At 46.3% G+C, this 22713-nt stretch carries 21 protein-coding genes; 16 read left to right on the plus strand and 5 right to left on the minus strand.

Annotated features, from left to right (window positions below; all coding sequences use genetic code 11):
* The first annotated feature begins 199 nt into the window (after positions 1 to 199).
* The 13 genes from J2X05_RS10395 (at position 200) to rpoS (ending at position 12094) form a co-directional block, all read left to right on the plus strand.
* Entirely contained in the window at positions 200 to 769 is a 570-nt protein-coding gene (locus J2X05_RS10395; protein WP_310072154.1) for a DUF4136 domain-containing protein, read from the plus strand.
* 65 nt (positions 770 to 834) lie between these two features.
* Complete coding sequence (locus J2X05_RS10400; protein ID WP_310072157.1) at positions 835 to 1317, plus strand: regulatory protein RecX; 483 nt, start codon at positions 835 to 837, stop codon at positions 1315 to 1317.
* Positions 1318 to 1543: 226 nt separating this feature from the next.
* Entirely contained in the window at positions 1544 to 3163 is a 1620-nt protein-coding gene (gene pyrG, locus J2X05_RS10405; RefSeq protein ID WP_310072159.1) for a CTP synthase, read from the plus strand.
* Between the two features lie 77 nt (positions 3164 to 3240).
* The gene (gene kdsA / locus J2X05_RS10410) at positions 3241 to 4092 is read left to right on the plus strand and encodes a 3-deoxy-8-phosphooctulonate synthase (RefSeq protein WP_310072161.1); all 852 of its coding nucleotides are present in this window, start codon (positions 3241 to 3243) and stop codon (positions 4090 to 4092) included.
* Between the two features lie 60 nt (positions 4093 to 4152).
* Positions 4153 to 5442 (plus strand): phosphopyruvate hydratase, encoded by a 1290-nt coding sequence (gene eno, locus J2X05_RS10415; RefSeq protein WP_310072163.1) that lies wholly within the window; start codon positions 4153 to 4155, stop codon positions 5440 to 5442.
* A gap of 92 nt (positions 5443 to 5534) precedes the next feature.
* Positions 5535 to 5813: a septum formation initiator family protein gene (locus J2X05_RS10420; protein WP_310072165.1), complete on the plus strand. Its 279-nt coding sequence runs from the start codon at positions 5535 to 5537 to the stop codon at positions 5811 to 5813.
* A 47-nt stretch (positions 5814 to 5860) separates the two neighbouring features.
* The gene (gene ispD, locus J2X05_RS10425; RefSeq protein ID WP_310072167.1) at positions 5861 to 6574 is read left to right on the plus strand and encodes a 2-C-methyl-D-erythritol 4-phosphate cytidylyltransferase; all 714 of its coding nucleotides are present in this window, start codon (positions 5861 to 5863) and stop codon (positions 6572 to 6574) included.
* Positions 6575 to 6615: 41 nt separating this feature from the next.
* Positions 6616 to 7089: a 2-C-methyl-D-erythritol 2,4-cyclodiphosphate synthase gene (gene ispF, locus J2X05_RS10430; protein ID WP_310072534.1), complete on the plus strand. Its 474-nt coding sequence runs from the start codon at positions 6616 to 6618 to the stop codon at positions 7087 to 7089.
* 26 nt (positions 7090 to 7115) lie between these two features.
* Positions 7116 to 8096, plus strand: a complete 981-nt coding sequence (locus tag J2X05_RS10435) for a YheT family hydrolase (RefSeq protein ID WP_310072168.1) — start codon at positions 7116 to 7118, stop codon at positions 8094 to 8096.
* 13 nt (positions 8097 to 8109) lie between these two features.
* Positions 8110 to 9090, plus strand: coding sequence for a tRNA pseudouridine(13) synthase TruD (truD, locus tag J2X05_RS10440; RefSeq protein WP_310072171.1), 981 nt, complete (start codon positions 8110 to 8112; stop codon positions 9088 to 9090).
* Positions 9091 to 9206: 116 nt separating this feature from the next.
* Positions 9207 to 9881, plus strand: coding sequence for a protein-L-isoaspartate(D-aspartate) O-methyltransferase (locus J2X05_RS10445; RefSeq protein ID WP_310072172.1), 675 nt, complete (start codon positions 9207 to 9209; stop codon positions 9879 to 9881).
* A gap of 236 nt (positions 9882 to 10117) precedes the next feature.
* Complete coding sequence (locus tag J2X05_RS10450) at positions 10118 to 10942, plus strand: peptidoglycan DD-metalloendopeptidase family protein (RefSeq protein ID WP_310072175.1); 825 nt, start codon at positions 10118 to 10120, stop codon at positions 10940 to 10942.
* A gap of 147 nt (positions 10943 to 11089) precedes the next feature.
* Positions 11090 to 12094, plus strand: a complete 1005-nt coding sequence (rpoS, locus tag J2X05_RS10455; RefSeq protein WP_310072177.1) for an RNA polymerase sigma factor RpoS — start codon at positions 11090 to 11092, stop codon at positions 12092 to 12094.
* Positions 12095 to 12212: 118 nt separating this feature from the next.
* Here the strand turns inward: rpoS and J2X05_RS10460 are convergent, their stop codons facing one another.
* The 4 genes from J2X05_RS10460 to J2X05_RS10475 form a co-directional block, all read right to left on the minus strand.
* A complete protein-coding gene (locus J2X05_RS10460; RefSeq protein ID WP_310072179.1) occupies positions 12213 to 13814 on the minus strand; it encodes an SGNH/GDSL hydrolase family protein in 1602 nt (533 codons plus the stop codon).
* Between the two features lie 67 nt (positions 13815 to 13881).
* Entirely contained in the window at positions 13882 to 14784 is a 903-nt protein-coding gene (locus tag J2X05_RS10465) for a hypothetical protein (protein ID WP_310072180.1), read from the minus strand.
* Between the two features lie 235 nt (positions 14785 to 15019).
* On the minus strand, positions 15020 to 16063 hold the full coding sequence (locus J2X05_RS10470) for an alpha/beta hydrolase (RefSeq protein WP_310072182.1): 1044 nt from the start codon (positions 16061 to 16063) through the stop codon (positions 15020 to 15022).
* 80 nt (positions 16064 to 16143) lie between these two features.
* Positions 16144 to 17316, minus strand: coding sequence for a helix-turn-helix domain-containing protein (locus J2X05_RS10475; protein WP_310072184.1), 1173 nt, complete (start codon positions 17314 to 17316; stop codon positions 16144 to 16146).
* Between the two features lie 152 nt (positions 17317 to 17468).
* On the opposite strand from J2X05_RS10475, the gene J2X05_RS10480 reads away from it, so the two are divergent.
* Positions 17469 to 18998, plus strand: a complete 1530-nt coding sequence (locus J2X05_RS10480; protein WP_310072185.1) for an amidohydrolase family protein — start codon at positions 17469 to 17471, stop codon at positions 18996 to 18998.
* Between the two features lie 97 nt (positions 18999 to 19095).
* Here the strand turns inward: J2X05_RS10480 and argS are convergent, their stop codons facing one another.
* Positions 19096 to 20853: an arginine--tRNA ligase gene (argS, locus tag J2X05_RS10485; protein WP_310072536.1), complete on the minus strand. Its 1758-nt coding sequence runs from the start codon at positions 20851 to 20853 to the stop codon at positions 19096 to 19098.
* 191 nt (positions 20854 to 21044) lie between these two features.
* Here argS and J2X05_RS10490 point away from each other — a divergent pair, with 191 nt between their 5' ends.
* Entirely contained in the window at positions 21045 to 21824 is a 780-nt protein-coding gene (locus J2X05_RS10490) for an enoyl-CoA hydratase (RefSeq protein ID WP_310072186.1), read from the plus strand.
* 28 nt (positions 21825 to 21852) lie between these two features.
* Entirely contained in the window at positions 21853 to 22671 is an 819-nt protein-coding gene (locus tag J2X05_RS10495; RefSeq protein ID WP_310072188.1) for an SDR family oxidoreductase, read from the plus strand.
* Positions 22672 to 22713 lie beyond the last annotated feature (42 nt).

A 22713-nucleotide genomic window follows, 5' to 3' on the forward strand; every position in this document is an offset into this window, starting at 1 on the left:
TTAAAAACCTCCGTTTGCGTTTGGGCAGCGGAGGTTTTTGTATTTAAATCTGTGCGCTTGCATTGATTAATGCTACTCACTATGTTGTGGCTACAGTGGTAAACTGGAATTGAAAATTTGCACAAAATTAATAGGGTGGATGTGTAAGTTAAGACGATATTCGATATTCAGTCAGGCGATATTAAAGGTGGTGTTAGTAATGAAACAAATAGGTGTGTTGTTGGTAGCGTTAAGCGCATTGGTTTTTGCTGGTTGCACCACGCAGCCCAGAGTAGAAACGGACCATCAAGCGGATTTTGATTTTTCATCACTAAAGACTTTTGATGTGGCGGAGACCAAGCAGGACACTAAAGATAGTATTCTGGTTTCGCCGTTTACCTTGAGCCATATTCATTCTGCGTTGGAAGGTGAGTTAGGTAAGCGCTATCAAAATGCGGCGACAGGCGCAAAACCTGATTTTATTGTGAGTTATCACGTGGTCATCGAAGAGAAGATCGATCCCCGCAGCTACGATGATCTTTACGGGTTTGGCTACTATGGCCGCCCTTATCGCTATCCATCACCTTTCTTTCATGGTCCGGGTACTGGTTTGCGCGTGTACAATCAAGGCAGCTTGATTATTGATGTTGTCGATGCAAAAACTGAAAAGCCTATTTGGCGTGGAGTTTCCGAGAAACGTTTAAGTCGCAGTATGGCGCCCCAGCAACAGCGTGAAGTGTTGAGTCGTGCTGTCACAGAGGTAATTGCCCAGTTTCCACCGGTTAATTAAGCCCGTGGTGCAATGATCCAAATGGCCGCTGTTGCGGCCATTTTTATTAGCACTGGATTTATTCTATGCAACAAGTAGTCCCTGGGGTAGTCCCTACATTAAGTGACATTCGCTTCAACGCGATGAACCTTTTAGCGCTGCGCGAACATTCTGCTAAAGAGTTGAAAGAGAAGTTAGGGCGCAAATTTGCAACTGTGGAGTTGATTGACGAGGCTATTGCGGGGTTGATCGAGCTAAATCTGCAATCCGATGAGCGCTTTGCCCAAGCTTTTGTTGCCATGCGTCAGAGGCAGGGGAAGGGGCCGGTTATTATTAAGATGGAATTGCGTGAAAAGGGTGTTGATCCCGGACTGATTGGCCGGTTTGTCGATGATGCTGATGTTTTGTGGTTTGAGCTTGCACATGACACATGGCGGAAAAAATTTCGCGGCACTATACCTGCTGATGCCCGCGAGCGGGCAAAGCAAATGCGCTTTTTACACTCGCGCGGCTTTTCCAGCCGCCATATCCAGGCAGTATTTACTGTAGCAACTAGCGACGACTGGTGAAAATCCGGCTTATGTGGCTGTTTGCTGATGTGTTTCTTCTTTGTTCTAATTATTTGATTCGTCTACAGGTTTGCTACTCCGGCGAGCTTTTCATTGAGCCGAAAAGGCCTTTCTGTTACTCTGGCGCCCCGTCCTGAACGATAAATCCCCCTGCCTCGCAACGAGCGCTGCTGTTGGCATTTATCTCCATTCCGCTCCGCATTTTTCACAGTTAATCAGGTTTTACATGACGCGCTATATATTCGTAACTGGTGGTGTTGTTTCCTCATTGGGCAAAGGCATCGCCTCGGCTTCCCTGGCGGCGATCCTTGAGGCTCGTGGCCTCAAAGTAACCATCATGAAGCTCGACCCCTATATCAACGTAGATCCGGGCACTATGAGCCCCTTCCAGCATGGAGAGGTGTTTGTTACCGAAGATGGCGCCGAGACAGATCTGGATCTGGGTCACTACGAGCGTTTTATCCGTACCAAAATGACGCGTCGCAACAACTTCACTACTGGCCGCGTGTACGAGACAGTGTTGCGCAAAGAGCGCCGTGGTGATTATTTGGGCGGCACCGTACAGGTTATTCCCCATATTACCGATGAAATCAAGCGCCGCATTCTTGAAGGTGGACGCGATGTTGATGTCGCTTTGGTTGAGATCGGCGGTACTGTTGGCGATATCGAATCCCAACCCTTTCTGGAAGCGGTGCGCCAGCTAAAAGTAGAAATGGGTTCCCGTGCTTTGTTGATGCATTTGACCCTTGTGCCTTATATCGCCACCGCTGGCGAAACCAAAACCAAGCCAACCCAGCACTCGGTGAAAGAGTTGCGTTCAATCGGTTTGCAGCCAGATATTTTGCTATGCCGCTCTGAACGCTTGGTGGACGAGGACTCGCGCCGCAAAATTTCTCTGTTCACCAACGTGGCCGAGCGTGCGGTCGTGCCGCTTCCCGATGCAGACACCATTTATTCGATTCCCCGTCTACTGCAAAGCTATGGTTTGGATCAGATTGTTGTTGAGCTGCTGGGTTTGCAGTGTCCCGTCGCTGACTTGAGTGAGTGGGACAAGGTAGTGGAAGGTAAATTAAATCCAGTGAACTCCGTTACTATTTCCATGGTTGGTAAATACATGGAATTACTGGACGCCTACAAGTCGCTAATTGAAGCGCTGACTCATGCGGGTATACATACCCATACCAAAGTGAACATTAATTACATCGATGCCGAGCGTGTTGAAAATGAAGGCGTAGATATTTTAAAAGATGCCGATGCGATTTTGGTTCCCGGTGGTTTTGGTGAGCGCGGCGTGGAGGGCAAATTAATGGCCGTTCAGTATGCGCGCGAAAATAAAGTGCCATATCTCGGGATTTGCTTGGGGATGCAATCAGTTGTGATTGAATTTGCACGCAATGTGTTGGGTTTGAAAGGTGCCAATTCTACAGAGTTTGATCGCAATTCCCCGCATCCGGTTATCGGTTTGATTACCGAGTGGATCACCTCGGAAGGCGAAGTTGAAAAGCGTGATGAGTCCTCTGACCTTGGTGGTACCATGCGTTTGGGTGCACAAGAATGCCGCTTGGTTGCCGGTTCAAATGCGCGCAAAGTTTATGGCGCCGATGTGATTGTTGAGCGCCATCGCCATCGCTATGAAGTTAACAACAATTATGTTGATCAATTGCAAAAAGCCGGTTTGAAAATCGGCGGTTGGTCGGCCGATGATACCTTGGTAGAGATGGTAGAAATTCCAGATCACCCCTGGTTTGTTGCTTGTCAATTCCACCCGGAATTTACCTCTACTCCGCGCGATGGACATCCATTGTTTACGGCGTTTGTAAAAGCGGCTTTGGCAAATAAAAAATAATCTTGGGGCGCAGATACATGCGCCCCTTTTTGTAAAGATTATTGATTGATTTTAAAACTATTCTGAAAGGAATACCTGTGTCTCAAGAAATAGTAAAAGTTGGCAATCTGAGTGTTGGTAATTCACTGCCGTTTGTATTGTTTGGTGGCATGAATGTACTTGAATCGCGCGATATGGCCATGCATGTGGCAGAAACTTATGTGCAGGTTACGCAAAAGCTTGGAATTCCCTACGTTTTTAAAGCTTCATTTGATAAGGCAAATCGCTCTTCCATTCACTCCTACCGCGGGCCGGGAATGGAAGAGGGGTTGAAGATTTTTCAAGAGATCAAACAAACCTTTAATATCCCAGTGATTACTGATGTGCACGAAATTTATCAATGTGCACCTGTTGCGGAAGTTGCAGATGTTATTCAATTACCTGCTTTTCTCGCCCGTCAAACGGATTTGGTCGTCGCTATGGCCAAAACCGGCGCGGTGATTAATATCAAAAAACCGCAATTCTTAAGCCCAGGCCAAATGAAAAATATCGTCGAAAAATTTGGTGAGTGCGGCAATGATAAAATTATTCTCTGTGATCGCGGCACCAACTTCGGTTATGACAACTTGGTTGTCGATATGTTGGGCTTCCGTACCATGCGTGAAGTCAGCGGCAATGCCCCGGTGATTTTTGATGTAACCCATTCATTGCAATGCCGCGATCCTATGGGCGCTGCATCGAGCGGTCGTCGCCATCAAGTTGCTGAATTGGCGCGTGCAGGTGTGGCAGTTGGTTTGGCTGGTTTATTTCTGGAGGCTCATCCTGATCCCGATAACGCCAAGTGCGATGGTCCCAGCGCGTTACCGCTCGATAAACTGCAACCCTTCCTGCAGCAAATGAAATCTATTGATGATGTGGTGAAAAATTTTCCGCCACTCGACATTAACTAATAGACCGTAAAAGTAATAGACACTAACTCATTTTGTAGAAACACACTCTGGAGAAAACGAATGACTAAGATTGTTGATATCAAAGCTTTTGAAATTTTGGATAGCCGCGGCAACCCAACTGTGATGGCTGAAGTTATTTTGGCTGATGGTTCTGTAGGTTCGGCGACTGCACCATCAGGCGCTTCAACCGGTTCGCGTGAAGCATTGGAATTGCGTGATGGTGATAAATCCCGTTATTTGGGTAAAGGTGTTTTAAAAGCAGTTAACAATATCAACACCACTATTAAAAATTTGGTAGTGGGTTTCGATGCTCTTGATCAACGTGCACTTGATAATGCAATGATCAAAGCAGACGGCACTGACTTCAAAACGGTTTTAGGTGCAAACGCTATCCTTGCTGTGTCTTTGGCAAATGCCAAAGCAGCTGCGATCTCCAAAAAAGTTCCACTCTATGCACATATTGCTGACTTGAATGGCACTCCTGGTAAATACTCCATGCCAGTTCCTATGATGAACATCATCAACGGTGGTGAGCACGCAGACAACAACGTTGATATCCAGGAATTTATGGTTCAGCCTGTAGGAGCTAAAACTTTTGCTGAAGCTCTGCGTGTTGGCGCTGAGATTTTTCACACGCTGAAAAAAATCCTGCACGATAAAGGCTTGAGCACTTCAGTAGGTGATGAAGGTGGTTTCGCACCAAACCTACCATCTAACGAGGACGCGCTGAAAATTATTGCTGAAGCTGTTGAGAAGGCGGGCTACAAACTGGGTGACAACGTAACCCTGGCTCTGGACTGCGCTTCTACTGAATTCTACAAAGATGGCAAATACGATTTGGCTGGTGAAGGCCGTGTATTTACCACTAACGAATTTTCGGATTATTTGGCTGATCTGGCTGCACGCTACCCAATTATTTCTATCGAAGACGGTAAAGACGAAAGCGACTGGGCTGGCTGGGCAGATCTGACCCAAAAAATTGGCCACAAAATCCAGTTGGTAGGTGATGACCTGTTTGTTACCAACACCAAAATTTTAAAAGAAGGTATTGAGAAGAAAATTGCTAACTCGATTCTGATCAAATTTAACCAAATTGGCTCTTTGTCCGAGACACTTGATGCTATCAAGATGGCACAAGATGCCGGTTACACTGCTGTTATCTCTCACCGTTCAGGCGAAACTGAAGATACCACCATCGCTGATTTGGCTGTTGCGACTGCAGCTGGTCAAATTAAGACTGGTTCTCTGTGCCGTTCAGACCGCGTTTCCAAGTACAACCGCTTGCTGCGCATTGAGGCTGAATTGGGTGCTGCTGCACCTTACAAGGGTCGCGCAGAATTCAAGTCGTAAGTTGATTTGAAAAACAAAGGCCGACTACTCGGCCTTTGTTTTTTTGATGCTAATTAAACCGTTATTAACGTTTGACAAGATTGCGCAATGTTATGAAATGGCTATTAGGTGTATTGATCATATTGCTTGCCGGGCTGCAATACCGTTTGTGGATCGGTGACGGCAGTTTGGCACAGGCGCATCGCTTGGAGGCTGATATCAAATTGCAGCAAGCTGAAAATGATCGTATGCGTGAACGTAACCGCATTCTGGATGTTGAGGTAGAAGAATTAAAAACGGGACTCGACACCATCGAAGAACGTGCGCGTAACGATATAGGCCTGATCAAAAAAGACGAAACTTTTTTTATGATTTTGGATGAAGAGCAGTAGTTGCCAATAACTACATTTTATTAACTATCCAATTTCGATATTCCCTCATGAATCACTCATCATCACCCCAAAGTCCCGCTTATTGGATTGTCGTTCCGGCTGCCGGTGTAGGCGCTCGAATGGGAGCTGATTGCCCAAAACAATATTTACCACTTGTTGGGAAAACGGTTATAGAGCATACCTTGGAGCGTTTATTGGCACTGCCGAATATCGCTGGTATTTATTTGGTGTTGGGCGCTGATGACAATTATTGGAATGATTTATCCCTCGCACAAAATAATCGTATTCAGCGTGTTGCAGGCGGCGCAGAACGCTGCGACTCGGTATTAAATGCATTGGAACAATTGTTCGATAACGCATCTCCCAATGATTGGGTATTGGTGCATGATGCCGCTCGCCCTTGTGTTCATGTACAGAGTGTTTTGCATTTGATTGAGCAAGTAAAAACACACCCCGTCGGCGGCATCTTAGGCGTGCCGGTTAGCGATACTTTAAAACAAGTGAATAATTCTATTATCGATTCTACTGTCGATCGGCGTTTATTATGGCAGGCGCAGACACCGCAAATGTTTCGCTTGGGCTTGTTGCGCGATTGCCTGCAGCGTGGGTTGGCGGAAGGCAAATTAATTACCGACGAATCCTCGGCACTGGAATCCTATGGTTATCAGCCGTTAATGGTGCAAGGGCGCAGCGATAATATAAAAATTACGCGACCGGAAGATTTGGCAATTGCTGCTATGCTCTTACAGCAACAGATCTAGCCCGTTTATTCTTCATTTAGTTACGGAAATTTAATATGTCTATGCGTATTGGTCATGGTTACGATGTCCATGCTTTTGGTCCCGGCGATAAAATTGTTATTGGTGGTGTGGTTATTCCACATCATCATGGTTTGGTTGCCCACTCGGACGGTGATGTGCTCTTGCATGCGTTGTGCGATGCATTGCTGGGTGCTGCGGCATTAGGTGATATAGGTAAGCATTTTCCAGATACAGATATGCAATATCGTAATGCCGATAGTCGTTCCCTGTTGCGTATGGTTTATGCAAAAGTAGGGCTGCAGGGTTGGAAAATTGCTAATGCCGATATGACGATAGTTGCGCAGGCACCGCGTATGGCGAATTATATTCCCCGTATGGTCGAAACCATTGCTGCCGATTTGCAGAGCGAATTAAATCAAATCAATGTTAAGGCAACCACGACTGAACGCTTGGGTTTTGCTGGGCGCGAAGAAGGTATTGCTTGCTACGCAGTGGTCTTGTTGGAAAAAGCGTAAATTACATTATTGAATAAGGATTTTTCATGCCGTTAATAGAATCTGGTTTTCGCTCTCCCTGGTGGATGTTCAATGGCGACCTGCAAACCCAGTTGCCGGTGTTATTACGTCATATCAGGTTAGATGCTTCTTCTTTGATTATTCCCACACTAGATGGTGATAATCTCAGCGCCAATATGTATTTGTCTGGATTGCAGCCACAAAAAAGATTATTAATCCTTTCGCATGGGCTTGAGGGAAGTAACGCGCAAAATTATATCCTCGGTATGGCCGAAGCGGCGCTTGAGTCAGGTGTTGCTGGCGCAGCTGTTGATGTACTTGCCTGGAATTTGCGTGGATGTGGAAAGCCAGACAATACAACTGAAAAATTATATTTTGCTGGCTCGATACAGGATTTTGAGGCGGTAGTGGCTTGGGCTGAAGGTAATGGTTACACAGAAATTTATCTCGCGGCTTACTCGCTTGGCGGAAATATTGTGCTCAAATGGCTTGGTGATCAAGGCGAAAATGCGCAGGCTAGGGGAATTAAAGCAGTCTGCGCTGCATCAGTACCCATAGATTTACATGCTTGTGTGAGTACTTTGGATCGCTGGCGCAATCTGATGTATCGCTTGTATTTTGTTACCAGTATGAAATGGCGCCTTAAACGAAAGGCGTTTAAATTTACGGGGAAACTGGATTTGTCGCACTATTCGAAAGTTAAAAAATTTTGCGATTATGATGATTTTTTTTCAGCCCCTTTAAATGGTTATAAAAATGCAGCAGAGCTTCACGCTGCCGCCAGCGCCAAACCGTCACTCGAAAAAATTGCTGTGCCTTGTTTAATGGTGGCTGCGTTGAATGATCCATTTTTGAATGCGGATTGCATTCCGCTTGCGCTTGCTCAGCGCCATTCGTTATTGACCTTGGAGATTACGCGCTCCGGTGGTCATGTTGGTTTTTTAAGTGATCGGCTGGAGTGGTGGTTGGATACGCGATTTTTAGGTTTTTTTAAATCACTTTCATAATACAGGTAAAGTTTTGACAGAGTTTTCATTGGAGTTTCCCCGCGCTTATGGGGCGTTAACTGCAGCTGCAATTTTTCGTGCACAACCTGAAGATTTTCAAGTTGATGAAGAGTTGGGTTATGTTCCTTCAGGGGCAGGCGAACATGTTTTTTTGCACATTGTTAAGCGTGGCGAAAATACTGCGTGGGTCGCTGGAAAAATTGCCGAGCTTGCCAATGTCAATGTAACTGACGTCGGTTATTGTGGGCGCAAAGATCGCCATGCGGTGACAGCCCAATGGTTTAGTGTTTATCTTCCCAAGGCTCCTGAGCCCGATTGGAGATTGTTGAATACGGAGTCGATCCAACTCTTATCTGCATCCAGACATCAAACCAAGTTGCGCCGTGGTGAGCACCAGCAGAACAATTTTGTGATCCGCTTGCGCGATGTGCAGACAGAAGATCGCAACCTGCTACAACAAAAAGTTGATGCTGTTTTTGCGCAAGGTGTACCCAATTATTTTGGTGAGCAGCGTTTTGGGCTGGGTGGAAATAATTTACGCGAGGCTGAAGCTATCCTTGTGGGTGGAAAGCGTTATCGCGACAAGCAAAAACGCGGTTTGATGTTATCAGCCGCGCGCTCCTATTTATTCAATCAGGTACTCGCCGCGCGTGTACTTGCTAATAATTGGGCAAACCAGATCGAAGGGGATATCAACCCCCAGCCCTCTGGGCCACTTTGGGGTAGGGGGCGACCACTGGTATCGGGTGCGCTGCTTGAGTTAGAGCAAAATGCGTTGGCGAATTGGGCTGCCTGGTGTGATGGTCTTGAGCATGCGGGTCTCTCGCAAGAGCGTCGCTCACTGCAATTGATCCCCCGTAACGCCAGTTGGTCTTGGGTTGATAATGATCTGGTATTGCATTTTTCGCTCGATGCCGGTGAGTTTGCTACGGCGATTTTGCACGAGCTTGCCCAGCTCCAGAACCAATCGACGGAAGTGTCTGATCCCGCCTAGCAGGAAACGTCGCAACCCATGGTATAGTTGCTGCTTTGGTTGTTTCGGCGCCAGCTGGTTAATTGTGCATTTATTATTTGCGTTGCCGCTGTATAAAAATAGGAGAGAATCTGGGGATGACTAACTTATTGATGCAAGGTGTAGGCATGACCTCGCTACGCACCCGTGAGCGTCTTATTCAGCGTTTACGCGATCAGGGCGTCACCAATATGCGTGTGTTAGATGTATTGCTTAATACCCCGCGTCATATATTCCTTGACGAAGCCCTTGCTCATCGCGCCTATGAAGATACGGCACTGCCTATCGGCCATGGTCAGACCATATCCCAACCTTACATAGTGGCGCGCATGACAGAAATACTGCTGGGAGCGGCAGGTGGCAAGCTCAATAAAGTATTGGAAGTCGGCACTGGTTCTGGTTACCAGACAAGCGTTCTCGCACAATTAGTGCCAAATGTTTACAGTGTAGAAAGGATCAAACCTCTGCAGGACAAAGCCCGCGAGCGCTTGCGTCAGTTGGGGTTACGTAATGTGCAATTGCGTCATGCTGACGGTGGTTTTGGCTGGCCGGAAGCTGGCCCATACGATGCTATTCTCAGCACTGCAGCGCCGCAGGCTGTTCCTGACGAACTACTGAAGCAGTTGGCACCCGGTGGTGTACTCGTAATACCGATTGGTGGAAGGGAGCAGCAACTGCACCTCATTCTTCGCGATGGCGAGACAGAGAACTATATTACCCAGATATTGGAGCCTGTTAAATTTGTTCCTTTTCTTTCAGGTACTTCACGCTAATACTTAATCTTAAGTCTAAAGTTTGTAAGTAACGATACGTTGCATGTTTAGAAATGCACCAATAATGAATAGGAAACGTGCGAATTTACTCATCTACCCAGTGTTTTAGTTGTTTAAATCCTCTTTTTGTGCACGTTTTTATAAAAATATTAGATAATTTTAAAATAAATTTCGATTATTAAGTTCTAAATCGTATAAGAGCGATCAAAAAACAACCATAGTTCTTGAGTGATTTCATGTCGGAAGTGTCATCTAATTACCGGGTTAAATCATTAAAACTGTTCGTAATACTGATCGCTCTATTGCTGCTGGTTTCCTGTGCCTCCCATTCTCCTGCCCCTGTATTTGATAGATCCAAATCTTCTGTTATTCGACCTAAAACACATGTGGTTATCCCCGGTGATACCTTGTTTTCAATTGCTTGGCGTTACGGTTTGAAATACGAAATCCTCGCTAAGCATAATCGGATTTATCCTCCTTATGTCATTCGCCCTTCACAAGTAATCCGGTTGGATATTGCTGGAACAGGGGGAGCGATAGCAGGAAAACAACAGTCGGGAAAGGGTGATGCCAGAGTGAGCCCGGCAGTAACTAAAAAACCTGTTTCAACGCTAAAAAATACTAATAATCGTCAAGAAAATAGAACAGTCAAAAGTGCCAATTCCACCAGCAAAACACAGGCCTGGGGCGCACCACAATGGCGCTGGCCTGTTAAGGGGCCATTAATTTCATCATTTCAGGGCAGTAACGCGTTAAATAAGGGTATTGATCTTGGCGGTAAATTGGGAGAGCCTGTGCTTGCAGCTGCTGGTGGACAGGTTGTTTATTCCGGAAGCGGACTGCGCGGGTACGGCAAGTTACTTATCGTCAAGCACAATGAAACTTTCCTCAGCGCCTATGCCCACAACGATAGGTTGTTAGTAAAAGAAGGTGATTTTGTTAAAGCTGGGCAAAGAATTGCCGATATGGGTTCGAGTGGTACCGACAGAGTAAAGCTTCACTTTGAAATTCGTCGTGATGGTACTCCGGTAGATCCGTTAAAGTTTCTGCCACGACGCTAAAGTGTCACATTCATAAGTTAGAACGGGAACTTACGGATAATATCTCAGAACATATGGCATCTATGTGCAGAGGTACAGCTTGAGCGAGCTGGATGACTTACAAAAAGCCAGCCGGTTAAATAAAAATTGATATAAGGGGCTGAAAAAATGACTTTACAAAATAGGGACACAACCACATTTGATCGCGATGATGTATTTATTGCACCGGATGTAGAGTTGGATGAAGCAGAGTTGATGTTGGCTGAAGAAGATGACGAATTACCCAAGTCTTCATCGGCCAATGTAAGTGAACGAATTATCGATGATAAGTACAACAAGACACTTGATGCTACCCAGATTTATCTTAACGAAATTGGATTTTCCCCCCTGCTAAGCGCCGAAGAAGAAGTATTTTTTGCACGTAAAGCGCTGAAAGGTGATGAAGCAGCGCGCAAGCGCATGATTGAAAGTAACCTCCGCCTTGTTGTAAAAATCTCCCGTCGCTATGTTAACCGTGGTCTGGCGCTTCTTGATTTGATTGAAGAAGGCAATCTCGGGTTGATCCGCGCTGTTGAAAAATTTGACCCAGAGCGCGGTTTCCGCTTTTCAACCTACGCCACTTGGTGGATTCGCCAAACCATTGAACGTGCGATTATGAATCAGACTCGCACAATTCGTTTGCCCATTCATGTTGTTAAAGAATTAAATATTTATCTGCGCGCGGCGCGCGAGCTGTCGCAAAAACTGGATCATGAGCCAACGCCGGAAGAAATTGCCAATCTGCTCGATAAACCAGTAGCTGATGTTGAGCATATGTTGAGTCTGAATGAGCGCGTTACTTCAATTGATGCACCTATCGGTAATTCATCTGACCGCGCAATTGTGGATACCATCGCAGACACTCATGTGTCAGACCCTGCAGCACTTTTGCAAGATGCGGATTTGACTACCAGTCTCGACCATTGGTTGGATGAGTTAACCGAAAAGCAACGTGAAGTTCTTGCGCGCCGTTTTGGCTTGCGTGGTTACGAAGTCAGTACACTTGAAGAAGTGGGTCTTGAAATAGGTTTGACTCGCGAGCGGGTTCGCCAAATTCAAGTAGAGGCATTAAAGCGTTTGCGCGATATCATGGAAAAACAAGGTTTGGATAGTGCCGCTTTGTTTAGCGTTTAATTTTTCTCGGTGATATTTTTTGAGTGAAAAACCTGAGCTAATCACTCAGGTTTTTTTGTTAAGTAAAAATGAATCCTGCATCAGCGTTAGCATGTTTTATTGTTTCGTGTTCATGGCTTTATTTTAACCCCCCTCCCAAATCTATTAGTTCCCGATTCTGTTTTATTTCCTGAGCCACCAAAGTTGCTATTATTTCTGCTCCATTTTTTTGAAAGTGGGTTCCATCGGGTGCCTCAATGCTGCCAGGGGCGCCATTGGCATAAAAACTATTGGTGGCGGGGTCAACAACCAGCCAATAATGTTTCCATTCATTGGCTGCCAAACCATTCACAAATTGAATGCTTGCTGCTTCCAGATCAATCAGCGGCACTGCGTTAGCGGTGGCAGTGTCTTTAATAGTTTGAGTGTAGTCGCCGGTGTACAAATAACCGTTTTTGTTATTTTGTTTGGTAACGTGACTGTGTACCACGGGTGTGGTTTGCTGCCCCTGTGCATTTTTAATGCGTGTAGTGGGGGTAAACAATACCGGTATTGCACCGCGTTCCCGTGCAATTTTTATATATCGTTCAAGTGAGTGCTGGAATGAAAGTTCGGGTTGCTCATTGGGAAATTGTGGTTGTCCTTCGCTGTTGTTGGGGTAGGTGCAGAGATTATTTACGTCCGCTGCCCCACGTATTGGTTTACTGGAATCGCAATTCTGGTCGTTATGGCCATGGTTGATAAAGACATAATCGCCGGCCCGGATCAGCGGTTCCATCTGTGCAAACCAGCGGCCATTAAAAAAATCGCGCGAGCTGCGGCCAGCGCGTGATCCGGTAATCACTTTTATCCCGCTATCTTGGTTGAACCTAGCTTCAAATGCTTGTCCCCATCCCATGCGTGGAAAACGTAGTTGCTCGTAAACCGCAGAGGTTGAATCGCCCACAATAAAAATACGGCGATTTGCATTGTTAATTTGCACTAACTCCTGTTGCGCCCGCAGCAAATCAAAAGGCTCATAGGCACCCTGAGGCAACAGCCCCACAATTGGCCGAAAGCTAATATCTGCCAACGTGGTATGGCCGGTTTCGCCGGTATTGTTGTCGTAATTGCGGTTGTGATGAATCAGTGAAAATAATTCAATCAACTTATCATCTGGCTGAATGGAATAAGTTGCAGGATTAAAACTCCCGCTATTCTTAACGTCTAGTAATTGCAGCGCTTGTTTAAAACCTTTGCGCAATTCATTTTGTGCTGCATGCAATTGGATGGGGTTGAACGCGCCTATTTTTTTGCTGTTTACCCATTGCTGCGGACCAATAAAGCCCAGCGCTACCGCCAGATCTGAGACGATACGATCGGTCAGTGGATTGATGTTGCCAATTTGATGCTGATTGGGATTTATTTTTTCAATAACGGCTGCCATGCAGATGGGGCGTAAAATTGAATTTTTGGTGCAGTCTTCTGCATTGCCTTCGCTAACAGCAGAAAGCAGTAGCGGTGCAGTAATGCCAGCTAGAGGAAATTCATAACGTCCGGAAGCGTCAGTAGTTGTTTGTAGTTGTTTACCATTTGCATCGATTAATTGTACTTGTGCGTCAGTTAATGGTTCTTGCTCAATCACCAGTCCTGTTAAGTGCGGTGATTTGGGAATACTCTGGCAGCAAGTCAATAAAATACTGAGTCCTATCAAGAGGGAGCGACAGCGAGTAGCAAAGAGCTTTTTTTTGTAGTAATTCATAGCAAATCCGGATCGTTCAATGTAATGAGAAGATAGTGGGTGGTGCATATCTCTAATGTTGGTGATTTTACTGTGCTCCCCATCCTGCTTTTAAGCTTTCCCACATCTCATCAAAATGTTTTTGTTCGTGTGCGCGCAGGGCGTCGTATTGCGCTTCATTCAGGCTTGCACGCGCCGTTGCCAAATAATTGTCTTTATAATCGAGCAGCGCTTCATGTGCTTTTTCGATTAAAAAAGGTTTTTCTGCTGCAGATGCGTTTGCAATGGTTTGGCCTGTTGTTTCCAAATATTGGGAAAACTCTTGTTTTTGCTCCAGTTTACTGAGTAGGAGTGCGTCGCGTTTTTCACTGGGGATAGGCGAGCCTGCTTGTACTTGATCAAAAAAGTTGTTCATCTGATATTGCTCGTAAGCAGAATCTTTTAGCAAATCATAGGTTTTTCTATCTTCAGGTGAGCTGAGCAGTTGGGCAATTTGGCGATCTATTTCTGCCAGACTTTCTTGCTGTTTGCGAATTGCTTCTTCGGTATCCGCTTGAGATGAATAATAGCCGATACTGGATGCCCCCAAAATTTGTTCTCGCTGTAATAATAATTCTTGTAGCTCATTGCGCGCTTGTCCCGCCAAGCCCAATTGCGACATCAACAGCACATATTTTTTTTCCAGAGTGCGCTTGAGGTTTTCTTGCTGGATGCTGGCAAACTCGTCCAGCTTGGAAGACGTAACAACAGGGTTTGCCGTCAGGGGAGCTTGTTTGGTGGAGTGTAAGGTGTTTTGCCCAAAGGCAATAAACTCCTGCAAACTATCAATTTTTTTCTGATAGGTTTCGCGCTCTTCCTGCAAGCGAGCATCAAAGTCTACTTGTTGCTGCGTTAACTGCTGCTGCAGGGTTTGGTGATCCAGATAGAGCACGCCGTATCGTACTGATACCAATAAAAATAGCGTCGCAAGTATTATGCTTACCAGTTTCATCTTTACCTCCGTAAATACGGATTCTTTAGTGGGGTGTGAGGTAAATCTGACCGAGGACTTGCCGGAGTATGCACAGCTGGTTATTGTTTTAACGTTCTTGTTGATAGCTGTTTTTTTGAAGCTGGATTAGATTACATTTTCCTGATGGCTTCAAGCTTTTGAGGTGATAATAAAATCACCTCATTTCGCAGTGTGAACACATACCAATTTAGAGGGTTAACTCTAACCCGCCAGCTTAAGGTGCCAAATGACGGTTTAAGAATGGAATGACATCGTTAATAAACCTTTCCTCTCCCTCCCAGTATTGGTTCCACGCATTGCCACTGTACTCCTCTGCCTGATGTTGAACACCAAAATCGTCCAATATACGTGTGAATTTTTGGTTGGCATACACATGGTCTGGGTTGTCGTCATAACGTCCCCAGTCCATTTTGAAGCCGTGTAGCTGGAGCAAATTTTCTGCGCGTGTAGGTAGGCGGCTGTCCAATAAAAAATTATCGCGCAGCATGGCGACATGGGTGGTGTTGGTAATTAATTGATCGCCTTTTAATTCCACCATCAAGTCAGCATAGAAGGGCGGTTTATCCGGATTAGGTAAATACGCCTGTGCCATCAGCATAAATACCCGCGAATAAATATTGGATTCAAGATCTTTCCAGTTCTTAGCCTGATTCATCTGGCGCCAGTCAGGCTTGGATTGCATCAGCGTTTCCCCTGTCGCTGTGCCGAACGGATGCATAGCGTAAACACTGCCGAATAAGCCGGGGTAATCCATTGCCAGCTTAATGGCGGCATAACCGCCGATCATATCCCCGACGGCTGCGCGTGCAGCTGAAGATGGATTGGTGCGGAAGCGCTGGTCTATGGCTGGTATCAATTCCTGAATAATGTGGTCCATCCAGCGGCCGCTGCTGGGCGCGTTACTGTAAAAACTTCCCAAGCCAGGGCCTGTGAAATCCCCGGCGACAAGGATGCAGTCCTTCAGGCGGCCTGTGCGGATGGCCTCATCCAATGTACGTTGTACTTTTCCATCCTCAAAAAATTTCGTATTGCTCCATCCCAAACTATGGAAATAGTAAATGACGGGATAGCGGTGTTTACCTTGTTGATAAGAGGCAGGAAGATAAACTTTGATATTTCGCTCGCGCTTAATACCAATAAGATTTCCATCCAGGGCGGTCGATTTGATCGTGAAGTCGGTAATTTGGCTATCGGTAGCCTCAGCATCCATGCCAATAGTCAGTAGTAACAGGCAGAAGAATATTGTAGCGGTGTTCATAAGCGCCTCCAGTGGCAGATAGTTTCCTGGAGGCTACCCCGTAATGCAGTGATCAGCGGCTGATCCGATCGGGACGAACGCTATTCGCTCGCCATTTTCAAGTTGCGGGCGCGGTATTCGCTGGGTGTCATCTGCGTCTGTTGGCGAAATGCGGTATTGAATGTGGATTTGGAATTAAAACCTGCGTCTTCAGCAATGGTGAGAATAGTTTTGTCTGGATAAGTTAATAACGCCTGTTTGGCGGCATTGATCCTGTAACTGTTGACCCACTCATAAAAATTGGTTTGCAGATCTTGATTAATTACTTGGGATAAATAATGCGGACTCTCACGCAACTGCTCGCTCAGTTGTTTCAGGCTGAAACCTGGTTGCGTGTAAAGCTTTTCGTTTTCCATCGCTGCGAACAATTTGGTTTTGATGCGGCGTCTTATCCCTTCGTCTAACGGCGAATTGGTGTATTTCTCTGTATTACTTTTGGCGGAAGGTGCCAGATTTACATCTTCTGACGATGCAGGGGTTAATGCTAAAGGCTTAAGTCGCGTTAGGCCAAAAAGGGCGCGCAGGGTAAAAATAATCTCTATCGTCATAAACAGATTTATTCCCAGTCCACCCACCGGCCCGATATACATGCAGTGCAATGTACGCAGGATTGCCATCATCCACTTCACCACCAAAATCAACAGCAGCCATTTTATTGCCTGCAACGAATATTCATGCGGGTTGGAAACATTCGCAAAAACCTGTTGTTCATATTTCTGCAACATTAATCGAATTCGCACCACAAGCATCGGAACTTGTAGGGTAAATATAGCGATGCATACCAACATACAACCATGAATAAACATCGCCTGATAAGCTGATGCCGGTGCAACCGCATTACCGAATTCATTACCAGCGTGCGCGGACAAGAGCAGGGGAAGCAAACACAAGCTTGCTATCGCCAACAAACATTTGTGTAATTTAGGCAAAACAAAGGGGCTTGGTGTTTGCTGGCGGGTAATTTCCAGCGTAGACAACCACAGGCAAGGGGCAATCAACAACGACAACAACATCAGTCCTCCAAGCCACAAGGATTTGAATCCTGTGCTCGGGTGTAACATCAACCATTCAAAGCCAAACCCGAGTGCTTCTAACAGCAGGAATACTGAGAAATACCGCAGCCGCCATTGCGGCAATAAACTGCGTAACCCCGTTGCACTCAAGAGGCAGTAACCTATGGCGATGGCAAATAAGGAGGTTTGGAATGTATTCACGATTCCTCACGGCTGTGATTGAAAACTTAAGTCAGAATGCTATGCCTGGTATTTTTGAAACTTTGAATAGATAGATCATTTCCTTTACTGCAATAGTCGTTAAGATACACCTACTTACCTTGGGTTTACATAATGAATAAATGGAAATATTGATGATCAGGATATTAAAACAAGCCACTCTCTATTTGTTAGTATTTATTTTACTGTTGTCTGCACTGTTTGCTATTGGTGTACTTTTGCCTCCTGCCACAGTGGAAGCTGTTAAAACTAATGCTCCAATCGCAATAATAAACACGTCCGTCGTAGATGTTGCTGGCGGTGTAATCCTGCCTAATCAAACCGTCATAATAGAGCGTAAAAAGATCCGAATTGTTGGTGCTGCAAATAATGTCGCTATTCCAGAAAATGCTATTCGTATTAATGGTGCCAATCAATTTTTGATGCCCTCCCTATGGGATATGCACACCCATATTTTCAAGGTAACTCCCTTATTGGATCTGCCTCTTTACATTGGTTATGGCGTTACCAATGTGCGGGATATGGCGAGTTGCCCAAAAGCTGATGATCCATTTGCTGCCTGCCCTGAAGATTTTAAGCGTTGGACTCATCAAGCGAATAATGATGAGTTGGTGGGGCCGCGTGTGCAGGGTATTTCAAGCTGGCATTTGAATGGCCCTGGTATTCACGATCAGATTAAAGGTTTACCTGAGTTTTTCGGCACCGCCAATGAGCAACAGGCAAGGGAATTTGTCCGCTATTATTCCGGCAAGGTAGATGCGATCAAAGTTTATAATTACATTTCACGTGAAGCGTATTTTGCGTTGGTTGATGAAGCAAAAAAAGTGGGCATTGATGTAGTTGGGCATCGCCCGCTTGCGATAAGTGCAATCGAAGCGGCGCAACATCAAAAAAGTATTGAACACGCGCGATTTATTTTGCATGAATCTTTTGCGGGCAGCGCAGCATTGCGAGAGTCAGTTGCCAAAGGATTGTGGAGCGAAGACCGGCGGCGAATGTTGGACGAGCATGAACCACAAATGGCTACAGCTATTTTTAGCGCGATGAAAAACTCAGGTACCTGGTATGTGCCTACACATCTCACCCGCAGGGTTGATGCTTACGGTGATGAAGCGCTTATTTTGGAAGACCCCATTCTGCGTTATTTGCATCCGTTAATGAAATGGCAATGGCTTGAAGATGTTAATAAGGTTATTAGTGAAGAACCGTCACCGGAAGCGCGAAAAACCTATCGTGATTTTTACCACAAAGGACTTGAGTTGACGGGGGCAGCTCATCGCGCTGAAGTAAAAGTGTTAGTAGGCACAGATTACATTGTTGCTGGAATAACTGTGCACAATGAATTAGAGCAACTGGTAATGGCTGGTCTCTCACCCGTCGATGCGCTGCGAGCAGCGACTATCTTGCCTGCTGAATACTTTGGTTTACAAAAAGAATACGGCAGTGTTGCCGCAGGTATGAATGCAGACCTGATCCTACTCAATAAAAATCCTTTCGAAGATATTCGCAATACGCAGAGTATTGAGGCGGTCATATTTAATGGGAATCTATATGATCGTAACAAGCTCGACGAAATATCAGATACGGTTGAGAGTAGGGCAAAGAGCTGGAGCATTGCATGTAAAATATTATGGGAATTTATTAAAAATCCGGCTGGTTATTAGATTGGTTTTGCGCTTCAGTGGCTTGCCTTCATTCTGGCATGCATAAAAAAGCCCGGCGGTTATGCCGGGCTTTGGCAACACTTTTGTATTGCAATATTTACATCTTTTCCATCACCTCAATCCCCAACAATTCCAACCCTTGCTCAATAGTCTTCGCAACCAAATGACACAAACGCAAACGGCTATCGCGCACGTCCGGTGCTATACCGTCTTTCAAAATCGGGCAGGCTTCGTAGAAGGTCATGTAGAGGCTGGCGATTTCATACAAATAAGTGCAGAGCAAGTGTGGCATGGCTTCGCGTGCAACTTGATCCAAAACTTCACTGAATTGCAGTAATTTAATTGCCAGGGTTTTTTCCTGCTCTGTGCCAATGATAATCGCATTGGTCAGTGACTCCGGAGTAACACCGGCTTTGCGGAAAATACTTTGTACACGAGTGAATGCGTATTGTAGATAAGGTGCGGTGTTACCCTCAAAGCTGAGCATGGATTCCCAGCTAAATATGTAATCATTGGTGCGGGTTTTACATAGGTCGGCGTATTTCACTGAGCCGATGCCCACCTTGCGTGAGATTTCCGCGATTTCATCGGCAGACAAATCGGGATTCTTTTCGCTTACCAATGCGCCTGCGCGTTCAACGGCTTCGGTTAATAACTCGGCGAGTTTAACGGTGCCGCCGGTGCGGGTTTTGAAGGGTTTGCCATCGCTGCCCATCATGGTGCCGAATGCCAAATGCTCAAGGCTTACGGATTCATCCACAAATTTTGCTTTGCGTGAAAGCGTAAATACTTGTTGCATATGCAGCGATTGGCGCGCATCAATAAAATACATAATGCGATTGGCTTTTAACGTATTTACGCGATAGCGCAGTGCAGCCAAGTCGGTAGTGGCATACAAAAATCCACCGCCTTGTTTTTGGATAATCATTGGCGATGGATTGCCTTCTTTGTCGGCGAGTTCTTGCAGGAATACGACTTGGGCGCCGTCACTTTCTACGGCGAGGCCTTGGTCTTGTAATTCTTTTACAACAGGCGCGAGGTCATTGTTGTAAAAACTTTCTCCGCGAACATCAGTGTCTTTCAGTGTGACGTTGAGCTGTTGGTAAATCTCGGTGCTGTGGTGCAGGGAAATGGTTTTAAATTGTTCCCAGAGTTTTAACATTTGCGCATCGCCGGATTGCAAGCGCACAACATATTCGCGCGCTTTATTGGCAAAGGCTTCGTCGTCATCAAAATGTTTTTTGGCTTGCTGGTAAAACACTTCCAAATCTTTGAGTGCCATGGCTTCATCGCCTTTGGCTCCCAATTGTTCTTCCAATTCGGCGATTAACATACCGAATTGTGTACCCCAATCGCCTACGTGGTTTTGGCGAATAACATTGTGCCCTTGGAATTCCAGCAGGCGAGCGAGGGAGTCGCCAATAATGGTGGAGCGCAAGTGGCCCACATGCATTTCTTTGGCGAGGTTGGGGCCGGAATAATCGATCACCACATTTTGCGGGGCAGCGACCTGCTCAACCTGCAGCCGCGCATCGCTTTGCGCTTTGGCGATCTGAGCACCCAGCCATTCAGGGTTGAGGTCGATATTGATAAAACCGGGGCCGGCGATTTCCAGCTCCTCAATTGTTTCATCCTTTTCAAGTACGGCCGTTGCTTTCATTGCTTGAACAATTTTAGCAGCCAAATCCCGCGGGTTCGTGCCCATGGCTTTGGCCGCGCCCATAGCGCAGTTAGCTTGGTAATCACCAAAACCGGCCTTTTTACCGGGGGCAATCAGGGCGGGCAGTTCAGAGGGTACTCCCACAACTTTCATGGCGTGGAGGACTTTTTGGTTCAGTAATTCGCGGATATTCATAGGGTAAATTCGGTCGCTGTAGCTAAATACGGAAGGTGGCGAATTGTACCCGCCGAGGGTGGGTGATGCCATCTTTTATAGGCTTGTGACTGTTCACCAGCGCAGGCTGGATGAGTTTGTCTATACTCATACGACTCTTGAATCCAACCCTGTATCTGTACTTTCCACTTCTGCCCAAGAAGGATCCGATAATGATAACTAGCCCGATTCCCCAGATTCTTACCCAGCTCGATAGCCGTGTCTTGACACTGAGTTTTAATCGCCCCGAGCGCAAAAATGCCCTGACGCTCGCCATGTATGGCGCGCTAGCCGATTTGATTAAAGCGGCTGATGCGGATAACGAGGTGCGCGTTTTAGTATTGACCGGCACCGACGAATTTTTTACCAGCGGCAACGACCTGATGGATTTTATGAATGAGCCTGAAATTCATGATAACCATCCGGTTGTGCGTTTTATGGAGGCCTTGCGCCACTGTGGTAAACCGGTAGTTGCCGTGGTGCGCGGCCATGCCGTGGGCATTGGTACCACCATGCTCTTGCATTGCGATCTGGTTTACGCCGCTGATGATGCGCGTATGCAGTTGCCTTTTGTGAATTTGGGATTGTGCCCGGAATACGCGAGTAGCTATTTGGTGCCGCGGTTGGTGGGACAACAAAAAGCAGCGGAATTATTTTTACTGGGCGAACCCTTCTCTGGTGCCGATGCAGCTGCATTAGGATTAGTGACCAAAGCCGTTCCCTGGGATGAATTGACGGAGTATTCGCGTGCGAAAATTGCGCGCCTCGCACTGCAACCGCCTGGCGCTGTGCGGCGCACTAAAGCCCTGCTGCGCGCGGCAACCAATGTTGCGGTGGATGCATCCTTAAGTACTGAATATGCCGGGTTTGCTGCAGGTTTGGCATCCGACGAATGCAAAGAATCTGTCACCGCATTTTTTGAAAAACGCGCACCGGATTTTTCACGTTTTTAATCTTGGTAAAACAGCTGGGAAAAATATTATGAGCACGCCCTTTGATTTTAAAAATAAAAATGTCCTTGTTGTTGGTGGTACGAGCGGTATTAATCGCGGTATTGCGGAAACTTTTGCCAAAGCCGGTGCGCGGGTTGCAGTGGTGAGCCGCGCACAGGAAAAAGTTGACGATACTATTCAATCGCTAAAAGCCTGTGGCACTGCAGATGCACGCGGATTTGCAGCAGATGTGCGTGAAGCCGATGCGATAAAAAATGGCGTTGCCGAAATCGCAGCCGCTTGGGGAAAATTGGATGTGGTGGTATCTGGTGCAGCAGGGAATTTTCCGGCGCTGGCGATGGGCATGTCGCCCAACGGTTTTCGCTCGGTTATCGAAATTGATTTGCTCGGTACCTTTCATGTAATGCAAGCGGTGTATCCGCATCTGCAAAAACCGGGGGCATCGATTATCAATATATCGGCGCCGCAAGCAGAAATTCCCATGGCGGGGCAGAGCCATGTGTGTGCCGCTAAAGCGGGCGTGGATATGATTACGCGTACTTTATGTTTGGAATGGGGCGCTGAAGGCATTCGTATCAATTCGGTTATTCCCGGCCCGATTGATAACACTGAAGGTATGAAACGTTTGGCGCCGAATGAAAAAATACGCGCAGCAGTCACCAAATCCGTGCCTTTACAACGTATGGGTTCAACTGATGATATTGCCAATGCCTGTTTATTTTTAGCATCGGATTTTGCCAGCTATATCACCGGCGCTGTCATTCCGGTTGATGGTGGATGGGCGCAGGGTGGGGCGGCATTGGTGGGGGCCGGGTTGGCGGAGATGTTAAAAGCCACGCCAAAATAAACGCAGCTTTATAAGCTGCTTTTCATAGGCAAAAGTTTTAGT

The sequence above is a fragment of the Cellvibrio fibrivorans genome (assembly GCF_031457055.1).
Classification (GTDB): domain Bacteria; phylum Pseudomonadota; class Gammaproteobacteria; order Pseudomonadales; family Cellvibrionaceae; genus Cellvibrio; species Cellvibrio fibrivorans.